The 22,010-nt window shown below is 62.3% G+C and carries 20 protein-coding genes; 14 read left to right on the top strand and 6 right to left on the bottom strand.

Annotation, left to right across the window (positions count from 1 at the left end):
- The first annotated feature begins 81 nt into the window (after positions 1-81).
- Positions 82-1,134 carry an RNA-guided endonuclease InsQ/TnpB family protein gene (locus KVP70_RS03875; RefSeq protein ID WP_217940788.1) on the top strand — a complete coding sequence of 351 codons (1,053 nt, stop codon included), beginning with the start codon at positions 82-84 and terminating at the stop codon, positions 1,132-1,134.
- A gap of 226 nt (positions 1,135-1,360) precedes the next feature.
- On the opposite strand, the gene KVP70_RS03870 is transcribed toward KVP70_RS03875, so the two are convergent.
- The 6 genes from KVP70_RS03870 to ompA form a co-directional block, all read right to left on the bottom strand.
- The gene (locus KVP70_RS03870; RefSeq protein WP_217940786.1) at positions 1,361-2,470 is read right to left on the bottom strand and encodes a hypothetical protein; all 1,110 of its coding nucleotides are present in this window, start codon (positions 2,468-2,470) and stop codon (positions 1,361-1,363) included.
- Between the two features lie 150 nt (positions 2,471-2,620).
- The gene (locus KVP70_RS03865; protein ID WP_229224580.1) at positions 2,621-3,658 is read right to left on the bottom strand and encodes a hypothetical protein; all 1,038 of its coding nucleotides are present in this window, start codon (positions 3,656-3,658) and stop codon (positions 2,621-2,623) included.
- Positions 3,659-3,875: 217 nt separating this feature from the next.
- Complete coding sequence (locus KVP70_RS03860; protein ID WP_217940784.1) at positions 3,876-4,568, bottom strand: HAD family hydrolase; 693 nt, start codon at positions 4,566-4,568, stop codon at positions 3,876-3,878.
- Between the two features lie 24 nt (positions 4,569-4,592).
- Complete coding sequence (ubiG, locus tag KVP70_RS03855) at positions 4,593-5,288, bottom strand: bifunctional 2-polyprenyl-6-hydroxyphenol methylase/3-demethylubiquinol 3-O-methyltransferase UbiG (protein ID WP_217940782.1); 696 nt, start codon at positions 5,286-5,288, stop codon at positions 4,593-4,595.
- 139 nt (positions 5,289-5,427) lie between these two features.
- Entirely contained in the window at positions 5,428-5,934 is a 507-nt protein-coding gene (locus KVP70_RS03850) for a PEP-CTERM sorting domain-containing protein (protein WP_229224579.1), read from the bottom strand.
- Positions 5,935-6,183: 249 nt separating this feature from the next.
- Positions 6,184-6,897 carry an outer membrane protein OmpA gene (gene ompA / locus KVP70_RS03845; protein WP_217940780.1) on the bottom strand — a complete coding sequence of 238 codons (714 nt, stop codon included), beginning with the start codon at positions 6,895-6,897 and terminating at the stop codon, positions 6,184-6,186.
- A gap of 438 nt (positions 6,898-7,335) precedes the next feature.
- Here ompA and gyrA point away from each other — a divergent pair, with 438 nt between their 5' ends.
- From gyrA to KVP70_RS03780, 13 genes are all read left to right on the top strand, one after another.
- Positions 7,336-9,996 carry a DNA gyrase subunit A gene (gene gyrA / locus KVP70_RS03840; RefSeq protein ID WP_217940779.1) on the top strand — a complete coding sequence of 887 codons (2,661 nt, stop codon included), beginning with the start codon at positions 7,336-7,338 and terminating at the stop codon, positions 9,994-9,996.
- A gap of 121 nt (positions 9,997-10,117) precedes the next feature.
- Complete coding sequence (locus KVP70_RS03835) at positions 10,118-10,696, top strand: DUF2059 domain-containing protein (RefSeq protein WP_217940778.1); 579 nt, start codon at positions 10,118-10,120, stop codon at positions 10,694-10,696.
- Between the two features lie 10 nt (positions 10,697-10,706).
- Complete coding sequence (gene serC, locus KVP70_RS03830) at positions 10,707-11,801, top strand: 3-phosphoserine/phosphohydroxythreonine transaminase (protein ID WP_217940776.1); 1,095 nt, start codon at positions 10,707-10,709, stop codon at positions 11,799-11,801.
- Between the two features lie 4 nt (positions 11,802-11,805).
- On the top strand, positions 11,806-12,879 hold the full coding sequence (pheA, locus tag KVP70_RS03825; protein ID WP_217940774.1) for a prephenate dehydratase: 1,074 nt from the start codon (positions 11,806-11,808) through the stop codon (positions 12,877-12,879).
- Between the two features lie 27 nt (positions 12,880-12,906).
- Positions 12,907-14,016, top strand: a complete 1,110-nt coding sequence (hisC, locus tag KVP70_RS03820) for a histidinol-phosphate transaminase (protein WP_217940772.1) — start codon at positions 12,907-12,909, stop codon at positions 14,014-14,016.
- Positions 14,017-14,018: 2 nt separating this feature from the next.
- On the top strand, positions 14,019-14,921 hold the full coding sequence (locus KVP70_RS03815; RefSeq protein WP_217940770.1) for a prephenate dehydrogenase: 903 nt from the start codon (positions 14,019-14,021) through the stop codon (positions 14,919-14,921).
- A 14-nt stretch (positions 14,922-14,935) separates the two neighbouring features.
- Positions 14,936-16,249: a 3-phosphoshikimate 1-carboxyvinyltransferase gene (aroA, locus tag KVP70_RS03810; protein WP_217940768.1), complete on the top strand. Its 1,314-nt coding sequence runs from the start codon at positions 14,936-14,938 to the stop codon at positions 16,247-16,249.
- A gap of 32 nt (positions 16,250-16,281) precedes the next feature.
- Complete coding sequence (cmk, locus tag KVP70_RS03805; protein WP_217940766.1) at positions 16,282-16,950, top strand: (d)CMP kinase; 669 nt, start codon at positions 16,282-16,284, stop codon at positions 16,948-16,950.
- A 104-nt stretch (positions 16,951-17,054) separates the two neighbouring features.
- Positions 17,055-18,734 (top strand): 30S ribosomal protein S1, encoded by a 1,680-nt coding sequence (gene rpsA, locus KVP70_RS03800; RefSeq protein ID WP_020705490.1) that lies wholly within the window; start codon positions 17,055-17,057, stop codon positions 18,732-18,734.
- A 10-nt stretch (positions 18,735-18,744) separates the two neighbouring features.
- Complete coding sequence (locus KVP70_RS03795; RefSeq protein WP_008446215.1) at positions 18,745-19,050, top strand: integration host factor subunit beta; 306 nt, start codon at positions 18,745-18,747, stop codon at positions 19,048-19,050.
- Between the two features lie 79 nt (positions 19,051-19,129).
- Complete coding sequence (locus KVP70_RS03790; RefSeq protein ID WP_217940764.1) at positions 19,130-19,432, top strand: LapA family protein; 303 nt, start codon at positions 19,130-19,132, stop codon at positions 19,430-19,432.
- 19 nt (positions 19,433-19,451) lie between these two features.
- A complete protein-coding gene (gene lapB, locus KVP70_RS03785) occupies positions 19,452-20,627 on the top strand; it encodes a lipopolysaccharide assembly protein LapB (RefSeq protein WP_217940762.1) in 1,176 nt (391 codons plus the stop codon).
- A 13-nt stretch (positions 20,628-20,640) separates the two neighbouring features.
- A complete protein-coding gene (locus KVP70_RS03780) occupies positions 20,641-22,008 on the top strand; it encodes a UDP-glucose dehydrogenase family protein (RefSeq protein WP_217940760.1) in 1,368 nt (455 codons plus the stop codon).
- The last annotated feature ends 2 nt before the right edge of the window (positions 22,009-22,010 follow it).

Below are 22,010 nucleotides of genomic sequence, written 5' to 3'. Positions count from 1 at the left end.
TCCTTCAGGGCGGGGAGTGAAAGGAGCCGACTGCAAAGCAGTCGTTGCCCTTCGGTTGAGATAACTGTATATAATCACAGTATGGTTTTGGTCTATCGTTACCGAGTGAAGTCGCTGATCGGCTTGCTGAACAAGCAAAGCCGGGCGTGCAATTTCGTCTGGAATTTTTGCAACGACCGGCAGAAAGACGCTCTGCGGTTTGGTCGTCGGTGGCACACAGGTTTCGACCTGAACAAGCTTACGCAAGGCAGCAGTAAGGAACTGGGCCTGCACTCGGGCACGATCAATGCGGTTTGCGAGCAATACGCCAAGTCGAGAGCGCAGAAAAAGCGCCCTTTTTTGCGCTACCGAGGCAAAAAAAACCTCGGATGGGTTCCGCTCAAGGGGCGCGAACTGAAACGCGAAGGTGATGCGTTCCGGTTCGCCGGCAATACGTTTCGCGTATTCAACTGTCGCCCGCTCCCGGAAGGCAAAATCAAGGACGGTACGAATTTTTCCCGCGACAGTCGGGGCAACTGGTTTCTCAACATCGTGATTGAAGTTGATGTGATGGCCGCTAACGCGCGCGCGCCGGTGCGAGGGGTGGGGATAGACCTTGGACTGAAAGACTTCGCGACGCTGTCCACTGGCGAGAAAATCGAGGCGCAGCGGATTTACCGCGGTATGGAACAAGCGCTTGCTGTCGCCCAGCGTGCGCACAAAAAGCGCCGAGTTAAAGCGATCCACGCCAAGATAGCCAATTGCAGAAACGATTTTCACCATAAATTGTCGAGCCGTCTGGTGCGTGAGTTCGACTATATCGCGGTGGGCAATGTGAGCGCCGCCGGACTTGCCAAGACCAGCATGGCGAAGTCCGCTCTCGATGCCGGCTGGTCGTCCTTCCGAAACAAACTGGCGTACAAGGCTGTTAAGCATGGCGCATGGTTCGTAGAAGTGAATGAAAGATTTACCTCCCAAACCTGTTCGAATTGCGGCGCCTTGCCCGGTTCGAGGCCAAAGGGTATCGCAGGCCTTGGAGTAAGAGAGTGGCAATGTAGTGATTGTGGTTGCGTACATGATCGCGATCTCAATGCTGCATTAAACATTCTCCGTCGCGGACGTGCGACGCTAGATGTAGGAATCCCCATCCTTTAGGGTGGGGAGGACGTCAAGTTTTGATCTCCGTAGTGCGGGCGCCGGCATGGCAGGATTTCTGAAGGCTCGACGCAGCAGAATTGTTCTTTTGACTGCATCTTCAGTGTAGAGCCGGCGCAGTCTATGTCAACCGGAAAGCCTATCGAACGCGCCGGAAATCAAGGGGCTGTGGTGTGACTGGAACGTTTGCCCGCGGCCGCGATGGCGCTGGGCGCGGCATGGAGGGCTAGGGCTTGACCTTTTCCTGCACGCGCGTGATGAGCACGTCGCCGTCGACGATGGTGCAGTCGATGATGTGGCTGTTCGAGACCGGCGCGTGCCTGGAAAACAGGTCGTGGTACTTGCCCGGATCGTCCAGCCGCAGGTCGATGCGGAAGATATCGAGCTTGTTGGTTTCCTTGATCTGGCGCACGCGCTGCTTGCGGATCTCGGCCTCCTTGTCGCTGCGGCCATGCATCTCCGGGCCTTCGAAGTAGCGTATCAGCGCACATTCGATGACGTCGATGCGGTCCTTCATCAGCATGTCGGCCGCCACCGGGTTGTCGTTGGCGGGCAGCTCGGCCGGGTCGCCGTCGTCGGAGATCACTTCCACGTTCATGCGCTGGATCAGCAGCAGCATGTCGTTGTCGTCGCTGTTCTGCTGGTGGATGCGCTGCACCGCCGGCAGGCGCGCGCGCGCCAGGCGGCCGAGCGGGTCCTTGGTCTGGCCGACGTATTGCACCTTGCTCTGGAAGGTCAGCGAATTCTCGTATTTTTGCAGCACATCGTGGATCGACAGCGCCTCGATCAGGCCGCCCCAGTTCAGGGTGATGAAGCGGTCGGTGAGCACCACGCTCGGCTTCTTCAGCGTGGCGGCGAACGGCACTTCCAGCTCCAGCGTGATGCTGTCGCGCTTTTCCTCGGCGCCCACCAGGATCGGCACCGTCAGCTTGAGCGAGAAGAAGCCCCAGCTGGTGCTGCGGCTGGTGTCGAAGCGCACGCGCGGACGGTTGATGGCGAAGAAGATCAGCCGTTTTTCCATCGTCGCTTCCAGGTCGAACTGCATGCGGCGCAGGTGGCGGCCGACCGGGTCGCGGATGTCGGGCGTCTCGGGGAAGCCGGCCACCAGGTCGTACCAGTGGAATTTGGCGTCGGCCACGGTCACCGCCCAGGTTTGCGGCGCGTTGGTGCGTTGCGGCATCAGCGGCAGCAGCTCGTCGATCTGCTCGACCGGGGCGGCCATCAAGTCATGGAACGGCTCCGGTGCTTCGGCGAACAAAGCCCCCACGCCCAACTCGTCCGGCGACGGATCGGGATAGTCGTCATCAGCGATTATGGCTTTGTAATCGCTCGTCATGGCGTGCGCTCCAGGATCTCAAGTATTGGTTGCCCACAGTATAGTACGTCCCTGCTGATATTTCCATATTGCAAGTTAGCACGGTGTGAATTCTCTCCACAATGTAACACTGCGGCGGCCGGCACGCACGCGCGCGCCGGCAAGCGGACCTCAGGACTTGGCTTTTTTCCCCTCCAGCGGCAGCGGCAGGGGCGCGGCCATGGCCTGGCCGTTGGCGATGTGGCAGCCCAGCAGGTGGCGCTTGGCGCTGGCCGCGTGCTCGGAACACAGGTATTTGTAGTGGCCGGTGTCCTGGTATTGCAGGTCGATGGTGATCTGGGCGAGGTTGTGTTCGGCCTGGACCTCGGTCAGGCGGGCGGCGCGCAGCAGGCGCTGCTCCTGGTTGCGGGTGCGGGCGTCGGGGCCCTCGAAATAGCCCGACAGCGCCGCTTCGATCACGTCCATGCGTTCGGCCAGCAAGGTCTCGGCCGCCAGCGGGTGGGCGTTGTGCGGCGCCTCGGCCGGGTCGCCGTCGGCGCAGCTGACCTGTACCTCCAGCTGCTGCACCAGCAACAGCGTGTCGAAATGCGCGCTGTGCTGCGCGTGCAGCTTTTGCAGCGCCGGCAGGCGCCCTTTGCTGAGGCGGGCGTCGTCGTCGCGGGTCTGGCCGACATATACCACCTTGCTCGGGATCTTCAGCGCGTGGGCGTAGGTCTGCAGGATGTCGTGGATGGACAGCGCTTCGATCAGGCCGCCCCAGTTCAGGGTGACGAAGTTCGGTGTCAGCGTCACGGTCGGCTTTTTCATGGTGGCCGCGAACGGCACCTTGAGCTCGATGGTGATGCTTTCCCTGGCCTCGTCCGCGCCCAGCAGCAGCGGCAAGGTCAGCTTGAGCGAGAAGAAGCCCCACTGGATCGCGCCCGTGATGTCGAAGCGCACGCGCGGACGGACCACGGCGAAGAACAGGTGGTGCTGGGCCGCCGCCGCCTCCAGTTCGAACTGCATGCGGCGCTGGTAGCGGCCGATCGGGTCGCGGATGTCCGCCGCCTGCTGGAAGCCGGCCACCAGGTCATACCAGTGGAATTTGGCGTTGGCCACGCTGACCATCCAGCTTTGCGGCGCGCCCGGTTGGGTCGAGGGAGGGGCTAAGACAGCGAACTGCTCAGAGTGAGGCTGCGAGGTCGTGGCAGCCAGCTCAGGAAAAGTCATAAAACTCCTGATGGGAAAGTTGAGAGTGTGGTGACTGTCTCCCTTCCCATTCAGCGAGGTAGTGGCTTGCAGGAAATAAGTAATACTACGCAGTCGGTGCCGATTATTGCGTAGTTAAACCAGTTGAACAACCGATTAGTGTGCCTGTTCAAATGGCAGCGTTTTCATTGACTCGTCTATACAACGGTTAGCGTTATCAAATGCAAAATCGCTAATATTAGGCGGCCAGTTCGGATCTTCCGGACAACGATTCTTGCAGCAATACCAATAGTTGCGAAGGACTATCGAACAGGTAGTCGGCCTGCCAGCCTTGCGGTTCGACCGCGCCGCAGTAGCCCCAGCCGCAGGCGATGGTCGGCATCGCGGCGGCCTTGCCGGCCTCGATGTCGCGCAGGTCGTCGCCCACATACCAGCATTGCTCCGGCGCCAGGCCGAGGCGGGCGGCCGCCTCGAACAGCGGCGCCGGGTGCGGCTTGGCGTGCGCCGTGGTGTCGCCCGAGACCACGCAGGCCGCGTGCGCCAGGCCGATCTGCGGCAGCAGCGGATCGGTGAAGCGGGCCGGCTTGTTGGTGACGATGCCCCATTGCAGCCCGGCCTGCTCGATGCCGGCCAGCAGCTCGACGATGCCGGGGAACAGCGAGCTGTGCACCGCCATCGCCGCCTGGTAGTTGGCGAAGAAGCCGTCGCGCAGCGGGAGGTAGCCCTCGTCTTCCGGCTTCAGTCCGAAGGCCGCGCCTATCATGCCGCGCGCCCCGGCCGAGGCGGTCGGGCGCAGCAGTTCGTAGGCGGTCGGTTCCAGGCCGCGCTCGGTGCGCAGCAGGTTGACGGCGGCCGCCAGGTCGGGGGCGGTATCGGCCAGCGTGCCGTCGAGGTCGAACAGGATGGCGCGCGGAGGATTGATCTGGGTCATAAACGGGTCTTTGCGGCGGGGACTTTACAGCGGACGGGTGGTGGCCACCAGGTAGTTGACGCTGGTGTCGTCGTTCAGGGAATAGATCTTGGTCAGCGGGTTGTAGCCCATGCCCTTGAAACCCTGCACCTCGAGACCGGCGCTGCGGATGAATTGCGACAGCTCGGACGGCGTGATGAACTTGTCGTAGTCGTGGGTGCCCTTGGGCAGCATGCGCAACAGGTATTCGGCGCCCAGGATGGCGTACAGATAGGCCTTGGGGTTGCGGTTGAGCGTAGAGAAGAACACCTGGCCGCCCGGCTTGACCAGGGTGGCGGCGGCGCGCACGATGGCGCCCGGGTCCGGCACATGCTCCAGCATCTCCATGCAGGTGACGACGTCGTACTGGCCCGCTTCCTGGGCCGCCATCTCCTCGGCGGCGATCAGCTTGTAGCGCACCGCCACGCCCGATTCCAGGCTGTGCAGGTCGGCCACCTTGAGCGCCTTTTCCGACAAGTCGATGCCGGTCACCCTGGCGCTCTTGCGCGCCATCGATTCGCTCAGGATGCCGCCGCCGCAGCCGATGTCGATCACGTTCTTGCCGGCCAGCGGCGCGCGCGCGTTGATCCATTCCAGGCGCAGCGGGTTGATCTCGTGCAGCGGACGGAACTCGGAGGTCGGGTCCCACCAGCGATGGGCGAGGTCGGAGAATTTTTGCAGTTCTAAGGGATCGGCGTTCATCGGTTCAGCTCAAAAGGACTAATGCCGCTATTCTAAAGCAGCAGCCGTGAAAATACCGCCGCCGTGGCAATGGCACCGGCAATAAAAAAAGCCGCCCGGTTGTCGCCGGGCGGCTGCCGCTGCGGCCAGTTGCGGGGACTCAGGCGGTACGGGCGCGGCGGCGGGCGATCGCCCCGACCAGGGCCAAACCGGCCAGCAGCATGCCATAGGTCTCCGGCTCAGGGACGTCGCTGATTAAGTTGCGTATTTCCAGCTTGGACTGCAGGCTATGGTCGATCAGGTCGGTCACGCCGAAGGTCAGCGGGCCGCTGTAGGCGCCGCCCAGATGATAGGTGCGCCAGCCGGTGGTGCCGTAGTCGCCCACCGCCGACACGCTCGCCAGGTTGACGGTGCCGAAGACGGTCGTGATGAAGTAGGAATAGTCGTTGTACGGCAGGTAGTCGGCGGCGGTGAAGTTCCAGTCGAAGGAGGTGATATGGCTGACAGTGCCGCTGAGCGTGGTGGTGCCGACGATCATGCCGTAGTTGGCGCTCACGCTGCCGCCGTTGCCGGACAGGGTGAAACCCGTCAGGTCGATCGTGCTCGCTTGTGCCGAGGTGGCGGCCATGGCTGCGGTAATGCAAAACGCTGCGATTGCTGATTTCATCGTTATTTTCCCTAGTGAGTAAGTCCGACACACATGTGTCTGGGACATACTAACAGTGAAAATTACAAATTTGCTAATTCTATTGTCGCTGTAATAATTATATTTGTCACATTATCCTTAATGCAACAAAACCCGCCTGTGCGAGCTGCCGAGGCGGCGCCGGAAATGAAAAACACCCTGCAAGCCGGAGGCTTACAGGGTGCAAGGAGGTCATCCCGGTCCGCCATGGCGGACCGGGTGGCAGGCAGCTTACTTGCTGGTGCCGACGACTTCGATTTCTACGCGACGGTTCTTGGCGCGGCCTTCGGCAGTTTTGTTGTCTGCAACTGGCTGCTTCTCGCCCTTGCCTTCGGTGTACACGCGGTTCGCTTCAACGCCTTTGGAGATGATGTAGGCTTTGACGGCTTCAGCGCGGCGCACCGACAGCTTCTGGTTGTATTCATCGCTACCAACGGAGTCGGTGTGGCCGACGGCGATGATGACTTCCAGGTTGATCGAACCCAGTTTCGAGGTCACGTCGTCCAGTTTCGCCTTGCCTTCTGGTTTCAGAACGGCTTTGTCGAAGTCGAAGAACGCGTCGGCTGCGAAGCTGACTTTCTGTGCGGTAGGCACGGCGACGGCTGGCTTAGGTGCAGGCGCCGGAGCTGGTGCTACCGGTGCTGGAGCGACAGGAGCGGCTGGAGCGACGCACTTGCCGTCAACCAGTTTCTCTGGCTCGACGCACAGTGGCAGATCGCAACCTGGAACGGCATCAGCCGGGGTCCAGTAGCCGGTGCGCCAGCACAGACCGAACGGGTCACGGGCGATAACGCCGCGTGCGTCCTGAACGTAGGCACTCTTAGGGGTTGCTGCCTTGATGTCCTGGGTAACTGGAGCATACGGAGGAGCGGTTGGGGCGGTTTGTGCAATAGCCGAACCAGCGAATGCAGCCGATACGGCCAACATCGAAATCAGTTTTTTCATATTTTTCTTCCTTTCGGGGGTGATATCCGCAGAAAAACTGCGCGACGTAGTGATACGTGGGGCGAATTCTACCACGCAGGGGCGTCGCGCCTGTCTCCCGATTGCGAAACGAGCAATTAACTTCTAAACCATTTTGCCACAAGCTATGTTTGGGCGTGAAAAGGGTGCAACACGACTCCTTTTTGATTCCGACCAAAATGTTGTTTTGTTGCAACGTGATTATCGATAATAATTGAGTAATGTGTCATGAATATTACATGGCGTTACAACGTGTGCGCGCCCTGTGGCGGCGGGGCATGCGCCGGAATTGTGCTGGTTGCTGTGCGCGCATGCTAAAATCGCACGCTTGCCTGTCCGTAGTGAGGGGCGAGGCCAGAATGCAGTAAGTGCGGCATACATTGCTTAATAAACCACAGTCAAAGATCAGTCGACCCGCCAATGGATCAATTCGCAAAAGAAACAATCCCTATTTCCCTCGAAGAAGAGATGCGCAAGAGCTACCTCGATTACGCCATGAGCGTGATCGTCGGCCGCGCCTTGCCGGACGTCCGTGACGGCCTCAAGCCGGTGCATCGCCGCGTCCTCTTCGCGATGCACGAAATGAACAACGTGTGGAATCGCCCTTACGTCAAATGCGCCCGTGTGGTGGGCGAGACGATGGGTAAGTACCACCCGCACGGCGACGCGTCGATTTACGACACGCTGGTCCGGATGGCGCAGGACTTCTCGCTGCGCTACATGCTGGTCGACGGCCAGGGCAACTTCGGCTCGGTCGACGGCGATGGCGCCGCGGCGATGCGTTACACCGAGTGCCGCCTGGACAAGATTTCCGCCGAGCTGCTGGCCGACATCGACAAGGAAACCGTCGATTTCCAGCCCAACTACGACGGCAAGGAAAAAGAACCGACGGTGCTGCCGACCCGCATCCCGAACCTGCTGATTAACGGCTCGTCCGGTATCGCGGTCGGCATGGCGACCAACATCCCGCCGCACAACCTGCACGAAGTGATCGCCGGCGCGTTGCACGTGCTGCGCAATCCGCAGTGCACGATCGACGAGCTGATCGAACTGATCCCGGCGCCGGACTTCCCGACCGGCGGCACCATCTACGGCGTCTCCGGCGTGCGCGACGGTTATCGCACCGGCCGCGGCCGCGTGGTGATGCGCGCCAAGACCCACTACGAAGAATACGGCAAGGACGGCGGCCGCACGGCCATCATCGTTGACGAGCTGCCCTACCAGGTCAACAAGAAATCGCTGCTTGAACGCATCGCCGAAAACGTCCGCGACAAGAAGCTCGAAGGCATTTCCGACATCCGCGACGAGTCCGACAAGTCGGGCATGCGCGTGGTCATCGAACTGAAGCGCGGCGAAGTGCCGGAAGTGGTGCTCAACAACCTGTACAAGCAAACGCAGTTGCAGGACACCTTCGGCATGAATATGGTGGCGCTGGTCGACGGCCAGCCGCGCCTGCTGAACCTGAAGGAAATGCTGAGCTGCTTCCTGTCGCACCGCCGCGAAGTGGTCACGCGCCGCACCGTGTTCGAGCTGCGCAAGGCGCGCGAACGCGGCCACGTGCTGGAAGGCCTGGCCGTGGCGCTGGCCAATATCGACGATTTCATCGCCATCATCAAGGCCGCGCCGACCCCGCCGGTCGCGAAAACCGGCCTGATGGACCGCTCCTGGGATTCGTCGCTGGTGCGCGAGATGCTGGCCCGCACCGCCGACGGCACCACCATCGGCGGCATCGACGCCTTCCGTCCCGAGCACCTGCCGAAGCACTACGGCATGCAGCAGGACGGCATGTACAAGCTGTCGGACGACCAGGCGCAAGAGATTCTGCAGATGCGTCTGCAACGCCTGACCGGCCTGGAGCAGGACAAGATCGTCAACGAATACAAGGACGTGATGGCCGAGATCGCCGACCTGCTGGACATCCTGTCCAAGCCGGAGCGCGTGACCACCATCATCACCGACGAGATGACCCACGTGGTCAATGAATTCGGCGACCCGCAGAAGGACCCGCGCCGCTCCAACATCGAGCACAACGCGACCGACCTCGGCACCGAAGACCTGATCACGCCGCAGGACATGGTGGTGACCCTGTCGCACACCGGCTACATGAAGGCGCAGCCGATTTCCGAGTACCGCGCGCAGAAGCGCGGCGGACGCGGCAAGCAGGCCATGGCGACCAAAGAGGAAGACTGGATCGACCAGCTGTTCATCGCCAACACGCACGACTACATCCTGTGCTTCTCCAACCGCGGCCGCATGTACTGGCTCAAGGTCTGGGAAGTGCCGCAAGGTTCGCGCAATTCGCGCGGCAAGCCTATCGTCAACATGTTCCCGCTGGCGGACAACGAGAAGATCACCGTTATCCTGCCGCTGTCCGGCGATAACCGCGTCTTCCCTGAAGACCACTACGTGTTCATGTCGACCAGCCTGGGCACCGTGAAGAAGACGCCGCTGAAGGACTTCAGCAATCCACGCAAGGCCGGCATCATCGCGGTCGACCTGGACGAGGGCGACTTCCTGATCGGCGCCGCGCTGACCGACGGCCAGCACGACGTGATGCTGTTCTCCGACGCCGGCAAGGCGGTGCGTTTCGACGAGAACGACGTGCGTCCGATGGGCCGCAACGCCCGCGGCGTGCGCGGCATGAACCTGGACGAAGGCCAGCGCGTGATCGCGCTGCTGGTGGCGGAAAACGAGCAGCAGTCGGTGTTGACGGCGACCGAGAACGGCTTCGGCAAGCGTACCCCGATCACCGAGTACACCCGCCACGGCCGCGGCACCAAGGGCATGATCGCGATCCAGACCTCTGAGCGCAACGGCCGGGTAGTGGCGGCGACGCTGGTCGATTCGACCGACGAAATCATGCTGATCACCACCGGCGGTGTGCTGATCCGCACCCGAGTGTCCGAGATCCGCGAGATGGGCCGCGCCACGCAAGGCGTGACCCTGATCGCGGTCGAAGACGGCACCAAGCTATCGGGCCTGCAGCGCGTGGTGGAGACCGACATCGACGAAGTCGAGCTGGAACCGGGCCCTGACGCCAAGCCGGACGAAGCTCAGCCAGACGAAGCTCAACCTGAGTAAGTCCTAGCACACACCGCCCCGGACCCAGGTCCGGGGAGAGCGGGGTCAGGTTTATTGCGCGGATAAATGCGACAATAAGACTGATCCCGCTTTTTCTTTTTGAACGACCTTTGAGACGACCATGAAAAAAATAGTAGCAAGCATCGTTACCGCGTTCGCCCTGATCAGCGCCCCAGCCTTCGCGCAAGCCGACGCCGCCTCCACCGCCGCCGCCAAAGAGCTGTTCGACGCGATGAACCTGCGCTCGCTGATGACCGGCGTGATGCAGCAGATGGCGCAAAACATCGGCACGTCGATGCGCGCCGGCGCCGAAGCGTCGATCAAGGGCAACCCGGCGACCACGCCGGAACAGAAGAAGCAGGCGCTGGCCAAGATGGAAACCGAACTGCCGCCCGCCATCAGCACCCTGCAGGGCGCCATCAACGATCCGGCCATGATCGACGAGATCCTCGCCGAATCGGTTCCGCTGTACGCGCGCACCTATAGCGCCGATGAACTGAAGCAGATCGCCGCCTTCTACCGCACCCCGGTCGGCGCCAAGATGCTGGCCACCATGCCCAAGCTGACCGCCGAGAGCATGCAGATCGGCCAGGCGATCGCGATGCGGCGCCTAGGCCCGCTGATGCAGAGGCAGCAGGCGCAGGCGCAGGCACAGGAGCAGGAGCAAAAGCAGAAGCCGAAACAACCCGCAAAAAAATAAGGATCGCAACGTGACTCATATCTATAACTTTTCGGCCGGCCCCGCCGTATTGCCGAAGGAAGTGCTGGCGCAAGCCGCTGCCGAAATGCTGGACTGGCATGGCAGCGGCATGTCCGTCATGGAGATGAGCCACCGCGGACCGGAGTTTATTTCGATTTACAAGGCAGCCGAGCGCGATCTGCGCGAGCTGCTGGCAGTACCGGACAACTACAAGATCTTGTTCATGCAGGGCGGCGGACTATCGCAGAACGCCCTGGTGCCGCTGAACCTCGTCGGCCACAAGCCGCAGCCAGCGACCATCGATTTCATCCACACCGGTTCGTGGTCGGGCAAATCCATCAAGGAAGCCGCCAAATACGCCAACGTCAACGTCGCCGCCTCGTCGACGATGTCGGTGCCGCCGCAGTCGGAGTGGAAGCTCACGCCCGGCGCGGCCTACCTGCACATGTGCACCAACGAGACCATCGACGGCATCGAGTTCGACTTCGACGCCGGCGTGCCGGCGCCGCAGGATGGCGTGCTGCTGGTGGCCGACATGTCCTCGCACATCCTGTCGCGCCGCATCGACGTCTCGAAGTACGGCCTGATTTTCGCCGGCGCCCAGAAGAACATCGGCCCGGCCGGCGTCACCATCGTCATCGTGCGCGAAGACCTGCTGGGCAAGGCGCTGCCGGCCTGCCCGTCGGCGTTCGACTTCAAGCTGGTGGCCGACAACGAGTCGATGTACAACACGCCGCCCACCTACGGCATCTACATCGCCGGCCTGGTGTTCCAGTGGCTGAAGCGGCAGGGCGGCGTGGCCGAGATGGAGCAACGCGCCATCGCCAAGGCCAAGCTGCTGTACGACGCGCTCGACGCCAGCGATTTTTATCAGACCCGCGTAGCGAAAACCAGCCGCTCGCGCATGAACGTTCCTTTCTATCTGAAGGACGAGAATCAGAATGAAGCATTCCTGGCCGGCGCCAAAGCGCGCGGCCTGCTGCAACTGAAGGGCCACAAGTCCGTCGGCGGTATGCGTGCATCGATCTACAACGCGATGCCTATCGAGGGCGTGCAAGCGCTCGTAGACTACTTGAACGAATTCGCCGCCAGCAACGGAAAGTAAACCCATGAACGACAAACTGACACCCTTGCGCGAGCAGATCGACGCCATCGATGCGCAGATCCTCGACCTGCTGAACCAGCGCGCCAAAGTGGCGCAGCAGGTCGGCCACGTCAAGGCCGAGACCAACGCGCCGGTATTTCGTCCCGAACGCGAGGCGCAGGTGCTGCGCGGCGTGGCCGAGCGCAATCCCGGCCCGATGGGCGACACCGAGCTGCAAACCATCTGGCGCGAGATCATGTCCGCCTGCCGCTCGCTGGAGAAGCGCGTCACCATCGCCTTCCTCGGCCCGGCCGGCACCTACACCGAGCAGGCCGCGTACCAGCAGTTCGGCACCGCCGTCGACGTGCTGCCTTGCTCGTCGATCGACGAGGTGTTCCGCGCCACCGAGGCCGGCACCGCCGAATTCGGCGTGGTGCCGGTCGAGAACTCGACCGAGGGCGCCATCGGCCGCACGCTGGACCTGCTGCTGCATACCTCGCTGTCGATCAGCGGCGAAGTGTCGCTGGCGGTGCGCCACAGCCTGCTGACCGGCACCGGCAACATGGACGGCGTCACCGCCATCTGCGCCCACGCGCAGGCGCTGGCGCAGTGCCAGATCTGGTTGAACAACAACTACCCGGACATCGAGCGCCGCGCCGTTTCGTCCAACGCCGAGGCGGCCCGCATGGCGCGCGACGACCACAGCATCGCCGCCATCGCCGGCGAGCGCGCGGGCGTGCGCTACGGCCTGGGCACGGTCAAGGCCAACATCCAGGACGATCCGCACAACCGCACCCGCTTCGCCGTGATCGGCCAGTTGAAGGCCGGGCCGTCGGGCCAGGACCGCACCTCGCTGGCGCTGGCCGCGCCGCACAAGGCCGGCTCGATCTACCGCCTGCTTGGCTCGCTGGCCCGCCACAACGTGTCGATGACGCGCTTCGAATCCCGCCCGGCCCGCACCGGCACATGGGAGTACTACTTCTACGTCGACGTCGAAGGCCATGTGCAGGATGAAGGCGTGGCCAAGGCGCTGGAAGAATTGCAAGGCAATGCAGCCTTCTTCAAGGTGCTGGGTTCCTACCCGGTCAGCCTGACCTGATTTTTAACGATAATTTTGAGAGAGACCATGCCCAAGAACTACGGCCCCGAATACGTCCGCGCCATCGCTCCTTACCAGGCCGGCAAACCGATTGCGGAAGTCGCGCGCGAATTTGGCCTCGATGAAGCGGCCATCGTCAAACTGGCGTCGAACGAGAACCCGTTCGGCGTGCCGCCGTCGGCAGTGCAGGCGATGACCGCCGCCGCCGCGGACCTGGGCCGCTACCCGGACGCCAACGGTTTCGATTTGAAGGGCGCGCTGTCCAAGCGCTACGACGTGCCGGCCGAGTGGATCACGCTGGGCAACGGCAGCAACGACATCCTGGAAATCGCCGCCCACGCCTTCGTCGAGCGCGGCCAGTCGGTGGTGTATTCGCAGTACTCGTTCGCCGTGTACGCGCTGGCGACCCAGGGCGTGGGCGCGCGCCACATCGTGGTGCCGGCCAAGGACCATGGCCACGACCTGCCGGCCATGCTGGCCGCGATCGAGGACGACACCCGCCTGGTCTTCATCGCCAACCCGAACAACCCGACCGGCACCTTCATCCCGGCCGCCGAGATCCAGGCCTTCCTGGACAAGGTGCCGGCCAATGTGGTGGTGGTGCTGGACGAGGCCTACAACGAATTCCTGGCCGAAGAAAACCAGTTCGAATCGGCTTCCTGGGTCAAGCAGTATCCCAACCTGCTGGTCTCGCGCACCTTCTCCAAGGCTTACGGCCTGGCCGGTTTGCGCGTCGGTTTCGGCATCGCCCAGCCTGCGTTGACGGATTTGATGAACCGCATCCGCCAGCCGTTCAACGTCAATTCGATGGCGCAGGCGGCGGCGATCGCCGCGCTGAACGACAAGGCCTTCCTGGCGCAGAGCGCGACCAACAACGCCGCCGGCTACCAGCAGTTCACCGAGGCGTTCGACCAGCTTGGCCTGCAGTACGTGCCATCCTATGGCAACTTCGTGCTGGTCAAGGTCGGCAACGATGTGGGCGCCGGCGCGCGCGTCAACCTGGCGTTGCTGAAGCAGGGCGTGATCGTGCGTCCGGTCGGTAACTACGGCCTGCCGGAGTGGCTGCGCATTTCCATCGGCCTGCCGCAGGAAAACGCGGTGCTGATCGCGGCGCTGACCAAGGCACTGGCGGAGTAGGAATGCTGAACAAGGTCGTCATCTTTGGCGTGGGTCTGATCGGCGGATCGTTTGCGCGGTCGCTGAAAAAGGCCGGCGCCGTCGGCAGCGTGGTCGGCATGGGCCGTTCGGCCGCCTCGCTCGAGCGCGCGCGGGAACTGGGCATCATCGACGTCATCGGTGGCGACATGGGTGAGGCGCTCGATGGCGCCGACCTGGTGCTGCTGGCCGCGCCGGTGGCGCAGACCGAGGCGATCCTGGCGGCGCTGGCGCCGCATTTGCAGCCCGGTACCGTGGTCACCGACGCCGGCAGCACCAAGTGCGACGTGGTGGCCTCGGCGCGGCGCGCATTGGGCGGCAAGCTCGCCCAGTTCGTGCCCGGCCATCCGATCGCCGGCCGCGAGACCAATGGTCCCGAGGCGGCGATCGACGATCTGTACGTCGGCAAGAAGGTGGTGCTGACGGCACTGGATGAAAACGCGGCGGTCGATGTCGAGCGCGTGGCCGCCGCGTGGCGCGCCTGCGATGCGATCATCCATCGTTTGACGCCGCAAGAACATGACAAGGTGTTTGCCGCCGTCAGCCATTTGCCGCATTTGCTGGCGTATGCGCTGGTGGACGACATCGCCAACAAACCGCATGCGGATTTACTGTTCCAGTATGCGGCCAGCGGTTTCCGCGATTTCACAAGGATCGCGGGATCGTCGCCCGAAATGTGGCGCGACATCAGCCTGGCCAACCAGTCGGCGTTGTTGACGGAGCTGGATGCTTATCTGGCACAATTGACGGGCCTGCGCGCCCGTCTGGCCGCCGGTGACGGGGCAGGGCTGGAGCGCGTGTACAGCAACGCCCAGCGCGCCCGCCACCAGTGGATTACAGCGATCGAGGCGGCCGAGGCGCCGCCGTCGCAAGACCAAGCAGAATAGATCAGGAAATCAGCATGACTCACGAATATATCGACCTGCAAACGGTCGCGCATGTGCAGGGCGCGGTGCGCCTGCCCGGCTCCAAATCCATCTCCAACCGCATCCTGCTGTTGTCGGCGCTGTCGCAGGGCGACGTCGCCATCGTCGACCTGCTGGCCTCGGACGACACCGCCGTCATGCTGGCCGCGCTGCGCTCCCTCGGCGTGCAGTGGACCGAAGAGCAAACCGCCACCGGCACCATCCACCACGTCAAGGGCGTGGCCGGCGTGCTGCCGAACAAATCGGCCGACCTCTTCATGGGCAACGCCGGCACCGCGATCCGTCCGCTGACCGCCGCGCTGGCCGTGATCGGCGGCGACTACACGCTGCACGGCGTGCCGCGCATGCACGAGCGTCCGATCGGCGACCTGGTCGACGCCCTCAACGCCGCCGGCACCAACGTCGAATACACCGGCAACCCCGGCTTCCCGCCGCTGCACATCAAGCAGGGCAAGATCCACGCGCAGCGCCTGTCGGTGCGCGGCGACGTGTCGAGCCAGTTCCTGACCGCGCTGCTGATGGTGGCGCCGCTGATGGCGCGCGAGCACGCGATCGCTATCGACGTGGTCGGCGAGCTGATCTCCAAGCCCTACATCGAAATCACGCTCAACCTGATCCGCCGCTTCGGCGTGACGGTCGAGCAGAACGGCTGGGAGTCGTTCACCATCGAGCCCGGCCAGGTCTACCAGTCGCCGGGCACCATCCACGTCGAGGGCGACGCCTCGTCGGCGTCCTACTTCCTGGCGGCCGGCGCGATCGCCGGCGGCCCGGTGCGGGTCGAGGGCGTGGGCAGGGACAGCATCCAGGGCGACGTGCGCTTCGCCGCCGCGCTGGAGCAGATGGGCGTGCAGATCACCATGGGCGACAACTGGATCGAAGCCAGATCGAACGGCGTGCTGAAAGCCATCGACGCCGACTTCAACCACATCCCCGACGCCGCGATGACCATCGCCATCGCCGCGCTGTACGCCGACGGCACCAGCACGCTGCGCAACATCGCCAGCTGGCGCGTCAAGGAAACCGACCGCATCGCCGCCATGGCCACCGAGCTGCGCAAGGTCGGCGCGATCGTGGAGGAGGGCGCCGACTACATCAAGGTCACGCCGCCGGCCGTCATCACGCCTGCTACCATCGACACCTACGACGACCACCGCATGGCGATGTGCTTCTCGCTGGTATCGCTGGACGGCGCCGCGCGCAAGGGCAATGTCATGCGCATCAACGATCCCCAATGCGTGGGCAAGACCTTCCCCGAGTATTTCGCCGCCTTCGCAGCGATAGCAAAATAAGCAAAATAAGCAAAACAAACAAAGTGAACTAAATGGTAACTTCCCCAATTCCAGTCATCGCCATTGACGGCCCTACCGCATCCGGCAAGGGCACTGTCGCGCACCGCGTCGCCGATAAGCTCGGCTTCCACTACCTGGATTCGGGCGCCCTGTACCGCCTGACGGCGCTGTCGGCCCTGCGCCGCGGCACCGACCTGAGCGACGAACACGCCCTGGCCAAGCTGGCCGAGCATCTGCAGTGCAGCTTCCAGGGCGGCGACATCATCCTGTCGCACGAAAACGTCACCGAGGCCATCCGTGCCGAAGAGGTCGGCAACACGGCTTCAAAAATTGCAACATTCCACGCCGTGCGCCACGCGCTGCTGGGACTGCAGCTGGGCTTCCGCAAGGCGCCCGGCGTGGTGGCCGACGGCCGCGACATGGGGTCGGTGATCTTCCCGAACGCCGTGTTGAAGGTATTTTTGACCGCCAGTGTGGCGGCGCGTGCGGAACGTCGCTATAAGCAATTGATTGACAAAGGAATTTCTGCTAGTATGGAAGACCTACTGATGGATTTGCAGGCGCGTGACGACCGGGATACAAACCGGACCATCGCGCCGCTGGTCCCTGCAGAGGGGGCGCATGTGCTCGACACCTCGAATTTGACCGCTGACGAAGCGGTCGCCCAGGTGTTGCAGTGGTATGCGGCCATCGGTAAATAGCTGGTGTTGCGGTCGCTCTGATGTCCGCAACGTTTATTAACCCTAACCCAACTGAAGTCGCATTCGCGAGCCTTGTTGGTAACCTGGAAGTTACAATGTCTAATATGGAAAGTTTTGCAGCCCTCTTCGAAGAATCCCTGTCGCGTCAAGACATGCGTTCGGGCGAAGTGATCTCGGCTGAAGTCGTTCGTCTGGATCACAACTTCGTGATCGTCAACGCCGGCCTGAAATCGGAAGCATTCATCCCAGTTGAAGAATTCAAGAACGACCACGGCGAACTGGAAGTCAAAGTAGGCGACTTCGTTTCCGTGGCGATCGAATCGCTCGAAAACGGTTTCGGCGATACCATCCTGTCGCGCGACAAGGCCAAGCGTCTGGCTTCGTGGCTGGCACTGGAAAAAGCCATGGAATCGGGCGAAATCGTCGTCGGTACCGTCAATGGTAAAGTCAAGGGCGGCCTGACCGTTCTGACCAACGGCATCCGCGCGTTCCTGCCAGGCTCCCTGGTTGACACCCGTCCAGTTAAAGACACCACCCCATTCGAAGGCAAGACCCTCGAATTCAAAGTGATCAAGCTGGATCGCAAGCGTAACAACGTGGTTCTGTCCCGCCGCGCCGTCATCGAAGCTTCGATGGGCGAAGAGCGTCAGAAACTGATGGAAACCCTGAAAGAAGGCACCGTGGTTACCGGCGTCGTCAAAAATATCACCGACTACGGCGCGTTCGTGGATCTGGGCGGTATCGACGGCCTGCTGCACATCACCGACCTGGCATGGCGTCGTGTGCGTCACCCATCGGAAGTGCTGACCGTTGGCCAGGAAATCACCGCGAAAGTACTGAAGTACGATCAAGAGAAGAACCGTGTGTCCCTGGGCGTTAAGCAACTGGGCGACGATCCTTGGACCGGTCTGTCCCGTCGTTACCCACAAAGCACCCGTCTGTTCGGTAAAGTAACGAACCTGACCGACTACGGCGCGTTCGTTGAAGTCGAGCAGGGTATCGAAGGCCTGGTACACGTTTCCGAAATGGACTGGACCAACAAAAACGTCGCTCCAAACAAAGTTGTCCAGCTGGGCGACGAAGTTGAAGTGATGGTTCTGGAAATCGACGAAGAGCGTCGCCGTATTTCGCTGGGCATGAAGCAGTGCAAAGCGAATCCATGGGATGACTTCGGCGTGACCCACAAGAAGGGCGATAAAGTCCGTGGCGCGATCAAATCGATCACCGACTTCGGCGTGTTCATCGGCCTGGCCGGCAACATCGACGGCCTGGTACACCTGTCCGACCTGTCCTGGACCGAAACCGGCGAAGAAGCCGTGCGTCGCTTCAAGAAAGGTGACGAACTGGAAGCCATCGTTCTGGCCATCGACGTTGAGCGCGAGCGCGTTTCCCTGGGCGTCAAGCAACTGGAAGGCGATCCATTCAACAACTTCGCAGCCATGAACGACAAGGGCGCGCTGGTCACCGGCACCGTTAAATCGGTTGAGCCTAAAGGCGCCGTGATCCAACTGTCCGAAGAAGTTGAAGGCTACCTGCGTGCCTCCGAAATCTCCCGCGACCGCGTGGAAGATGCCGGTACCCACCTGAAGGTTGGCGATTCCGTTGAAGCCCTGGTCATCAACATCGATCGCAAAGCTCGCAGCATCCAGCTGTCGATCAAAGCGAAAGACAACGTCGAGACCCAGGAAGCCATGCAGAAAATGGCAGCGACCGACAACAACGCAGCTTCGGGCACCACCAGCCTGGGCGCGCTGTTGAAAGCCAAGTTCGATAACAAGAACTAAGAACTAGTCGATGACTAAGTCCGAATTGATCAACCGCCTGGCTGAGCGTTATTCTCAGCTGGTGGCCAAAGATGCGGAGTATGCCGTCAAGACCATTCTGGATGCGATGACCAACGCCCTGGCGACCGGTCAACGCATCGAGATCCGCGGTTTTGGCAGTTTTGCTCTGAATAGCCGGCCACCGCGTATCGGACGTAATCCGAAGTCGGGCGACAAAGTGATGGTGCCTGAAAAACGGGTGCCTCACTTCAAGCCGGGCAAGCAATTGCGCGAGCGGGTTGATGCGATGGTCGGGCAACCGATCATTGAGGACTGAAGCGTCTGATGAGTTAAAATAAAAGCGGCGTCTACGGATGCCGCTTTTTTTTAGAAATACTGAACAGGAAACCCGGCTAATGAAATTTATATCCACGATTATTGGATTCGTTCTTTTCGTCCTGTTTTTTGGCTTTGCCTTGAAGAATACGCAGGAAGTCGATCTGCATTTCTTCCTTCACTATGATCTGCACGGACCGCTGGTCCTGATGCTGCTGGGCTTCTTTGTGGCCGGCGCCTTCCTGGGCGTGCTGGCGCTGACGCCGACCGTGTTCCGCCACCGCCGCGAAACGAACAAGCACAAAACCACGATCACCACGCTGCAATCGAGCGCGCTGCAAACCAACGCCCAGCCGCAGCCGGACAGCATCAACACACAATAAACAATAAAAAATACCAAGCATGGAATTCGAACTCTGGTGGTTATTGGGGATCCCGGTCTTCTTCGGACTGGGCTGGGTCGCCGCGCGCGTCGACATACGTCAACTGGTATCGGAATCGCGCACCTTGCCGCGCGGTTACTTCAAGGGCTTGAACTTCCTGCTCAACGAGCAGCCGGACAAGGCCATCGACGCCTTCATCGAGATCGTCCGCATGGACCCGGAAACGGCCGACATGCACTTCGCGCTGGGGAATCTGTTCCGCCGCCGTGGCGAGACCGAACGCGCGATCCGCGTGCACCAGAACCTGCTGTCGCGTCCCGACCTGCCGCAGGAGCAGAAGGAGCACGCGCAGTACGAACTGGGCATGGACTACCTGAAGGCCGGCCTGCTGGACCGCGCCGAGGAAACCTTCAACGCCATGGTCAGCGGCCAGTACGCCGTGCAGGCGCGCCGTGCGCTGCTGGAGATCTTCCAGCGCGAGAAGGAATGGCCGCGCGCCATCGAGGCGGCGCTGGGCCTGCAGGAATCCGGCGCCGGATCGCGCCAGAAGGAAATCGCGCAGTTCTACTGCGAGCTGGCGCAGGACGCGCTGGTGCACATGCATCCGGAAGCAGCCTTGCCGCTGCTGGAGAAATCGCTGCAGGCGGACCGCGTCAACGTGCGCGCCACCATGCTGAGCGGCGACGCCCACCTGGCGCAGGGCGAGGTCGAAGGCGCGCTGCTGATCTGGCGCCGCGTCGAGCAGATCAGCGTGCCGCACACGGCGCTGGTGGCGCAGCGCATCATGGACGCCTACCGCAAGGTCGGCCGTCCGCAGGAAGGCGTCAACCTGCTCAAGTCCTATCTGGAACAGGCTTCGTCGATCGACCTGATCGAAGTGGTGTACAAGGCGGTGCTGGAGCTGGACGGCGTGGAAGCGGCCAAGCAGCTGGTCAGCACTGAGCTGCGCCGCACGCCGACCCTGCTGGGCCTGGACAAATTGCTGGAGGCGCGCCTGATGGACGCGCCGGCCAGCCTGGTGCCGGAACTGTCGATGGTGAAGAACCTGGTACACGGCTATACGCAGAAGCTGGCGCGCTACCAGTGCAGCCACTGTGGTTTCAAGGCGCGCCAGTTCTACTGGCAGTGCCCTGGATGCAGCCGTTGGGAGACCTACCCGCCGCGCCGCACCGAAGAACTCAACGTCATGAATTAAGAAGAGCACCAACATGAAAATCACCATCATCGGCACCGGCTATGTAGGCCTCGTCACCGGCGCTTGCCTCGCCGAACTGGGCAACGACGTTTTCTGCCTCGACGTCGACCAGAAGAAAATCGACCTGCTCAATAACGGCGGCATCCCCATCCACGAGCCGGGCCTGGAAGAAGTGGTCGCGCGCAACCGCGCCGCCGGCCGCCTGCAATTTTCCACCGACGTCGCCGCCTCGGTCGCCCACGGCTGCCTGCAATTCATCGCCGTCGGCACGCCGCCGGACGAGGACGGCTCGGCCGACCTGCAATACGTGCTGGCCGCCGCCAAAAACATCGGCAAGTACATGACCGAGTTCAAGGTCATCGTCGACAAGTCGACCGTGCCGGTCGGCACCGCCGACCGCGTCCAGGCCGCGGTGCAGGCCGAGCTGGCCGCGCGCGGCGACGCCTCCAAGTTCTCGGTGGTGTCGAATCCCGAGTTCCTGAAAGAGGGCGCGGCGGTGGAAGACTTCATGCGCCCCGACCGCATCGTCATCGGCTGCGACAGCACGCCGGAAGGCGAGAAGGCCCACGGCCTGATGAAGAAGCTGTACACGCCGTTCAACCGCAACCACGAACGCACCTTCTGGATGGATGTGCGCTCGGCCGAGTTCACCAAGTACGCGGCCAACGCCATGCTGGCCACCCGCATCTCGTTCATGAACGAACTGGCCAACCTGGCCGACCAGGTGGGCGCCGACATCGAGGCGGTCCGCCACGGCATCGGCTCCGATCCGCGCATCGGCCACAGCTTCCTGTACGCCGGCGCCGGTTATGGTGGCTCCTGCTTCCCGAAAGACGTGCAGGCGCTGGAGCGCACGGCGCGCCAGTACAACCAGGACTTGCTGATCCTGCGCGCGGTGGAAGCGGTCAACGACAAGCAGAAGCTGGTGCTGGGCCAGAAAGTGGTCAAGCGCTTCGGCGAGGATTTGAGCGGCAAGCATTTCGCCGTCTGGGGCCTGGCCTTCAAGCCGAACACCGACGACATGCGCGAGGCCCCGGCCCGCGTGCTGATCAAGCAGCTGCTGGACGGCGGCGCGACGGTGGCGGTCTACGACCCGGTCGCGATGACCGAAGCCAGGCGCGTGCTGGAGCTGGACCTGACGGCCGAAGAAATGGCGCGCATCCGCTTCGCCACCACGCCGATGGATACCCTGACCGCCGCCGAGGCACTGGTGATCGTCACCGAATGGAAGGCCTTCCGCAGCCCGGACTTCGACCGCATCAAGTCGTCGCTGAAGCAAGCCATCATCTTCGACGGCCGCAACCTGTTCGAGCCGGAAGTGATGGCCGAAGCAGGCTTTGAATACCACGGCATCGGCCGTTCCATCCTGACCCGCGTTTAACG

Origin of the sequence: Duganella violaceipulchra, assembly GCF_019166075.1 — a bacterium.
Lineage (GTDB): Bacteria > Pseudomonadota > Gammaproteobacteria > Burkholderiales > Burkholderiaceae_D > Rugamonas > Rugamonas violaceipulchra.
This window is presented reverse-complemented; position numbering and strand designations above follow the sequence as displayed.

Bases quoted from the DNA above. Each gene is read 5' to 3' on its own strand.
- KVP70_RS03875 (WP_217940788.1), top strand. From the start codon at position 82: ATGGTTTTGGTCTATCGTTACCGAGTGAAGTCGCTGATCGGCTTGCTG.
- KVP70_RS03870 (WP_217940786.1), bottom strand. From the start codon at position 2,470: ATGACGAGCGATTACAAAGCCATAATCGCTGATGACGACTATCCCGAT.
- KVP70_RS03865 (WP_229224580.1), bottom strand. From the start codon at position 3,658: ATGACTTTTCCTGAGCTGGCTGCCACGACCTCGCAGCCTCACTCTGAG.
- KVP70_RS03860 (WP_217940784.1), bottom strand. From the start codon at position 4,568: ATGACCCAGATCAATCCTCCGCGCGCCATCCTGTTCGACCTCGACGGC.
- ubiG (WP_217940782.1), bottom strand. From the start codon at position 5,288: ATGAACGCCGATCCCTTAGAACTGCAAAAATTCTCCGACCTCGCCCAT.
- KVP70_RS03850 (WP_229224579.1), bottom strand. From the start codon at position 5,934: ATGAAATCAGCAATCGCAGCGTTTTGCATTACCGCAGCCATGGCCGCC.
- ompA (WP_217940780.1), bottom strand. From the start codon at position 6,897: ATGAAAAAACTGATTTCGATGTTGGCCGTATCGGCTGCATTCGCTGGT.
- gyrA (WP_217940779.1), top strand. From the start codon at position 7,336: ATGGATCAATTCGCAAAAGAAACAATCCCTATTTCCCTCGAAGAAGAG.
- KVP70_RS03835 (WP_217940778.1), top strand. From the start codon at position 10,118: ATGAAAAAAATAGTAGCAAGCATCGTTACCGCGTTCGCCCTGATCAGC.
- pheA (WP_217940774.1), top strand. From the start codon at position 11,806: ATGAACGACAAACTGACACCCTTGCGCGAGCAGATCGACGCCATCGAT.
- hisC (WP_217940772.1), top strand. From the start codon at position 12,907: ATGCCCAAGAACTACGGCCCCGAATACGTCCGCGCCATCGCTCCTTAC.
- KVP70_RS03815 (WP_217940770.1), top strand. From the start codon at position 14,019: ATGCTGAACAAGGTCGTCATCTTTGGCGTGGGTCTGATCGGCGGATCG.
- aroA (WP_217940768.1), top strand. From the start codon at position 14,936: ATGACTCACGAATATATCGACCTGCAAACGGTCGCGCATGTGCAGGGC.
- cmk (WP_217940766.1), top strand. From the start codon at position 16,282: ATGGTAACTTCCCCAATTCCAGTCATCGCCATTGACGGCCCTACCGCA.
- rpsA (WP_020705490.1), top strand. From the start codon at position 17,055: ATGGAAAGTTTTGCAGCCCTCTTCGAAGAATCCCTGTCGCGTCAAGAC.
- KVP70_RS03795 (WP_008446215.1), top strand. From the start codon at position 18,745: ATGACTAAGTCCGAATTGATCAACCGCCTGGCTGAGCGTTATTCTCAG.
- KVP70_RS03790 (WP_217940764.1), top strand. From the start codon at position 19,130: ATGAAATTTATATCCACGATTATTGGATTCGTTCTTTTCGTCCTGTTT.
- lapB (WP_217940762.1), top strand. From the start codon at position 19,452: ATGGAATTCGAACTCTGGTGGTTATTGGGGATCCCGGTCTTCTTCGGA.
- KVP70_RS03780 (WP_217940760.1), top strand. From the start codon at position 20,641: ATGAAAATCACCATCATCGGCACCGGCTATGTAGGCCTCGTCACCGGC.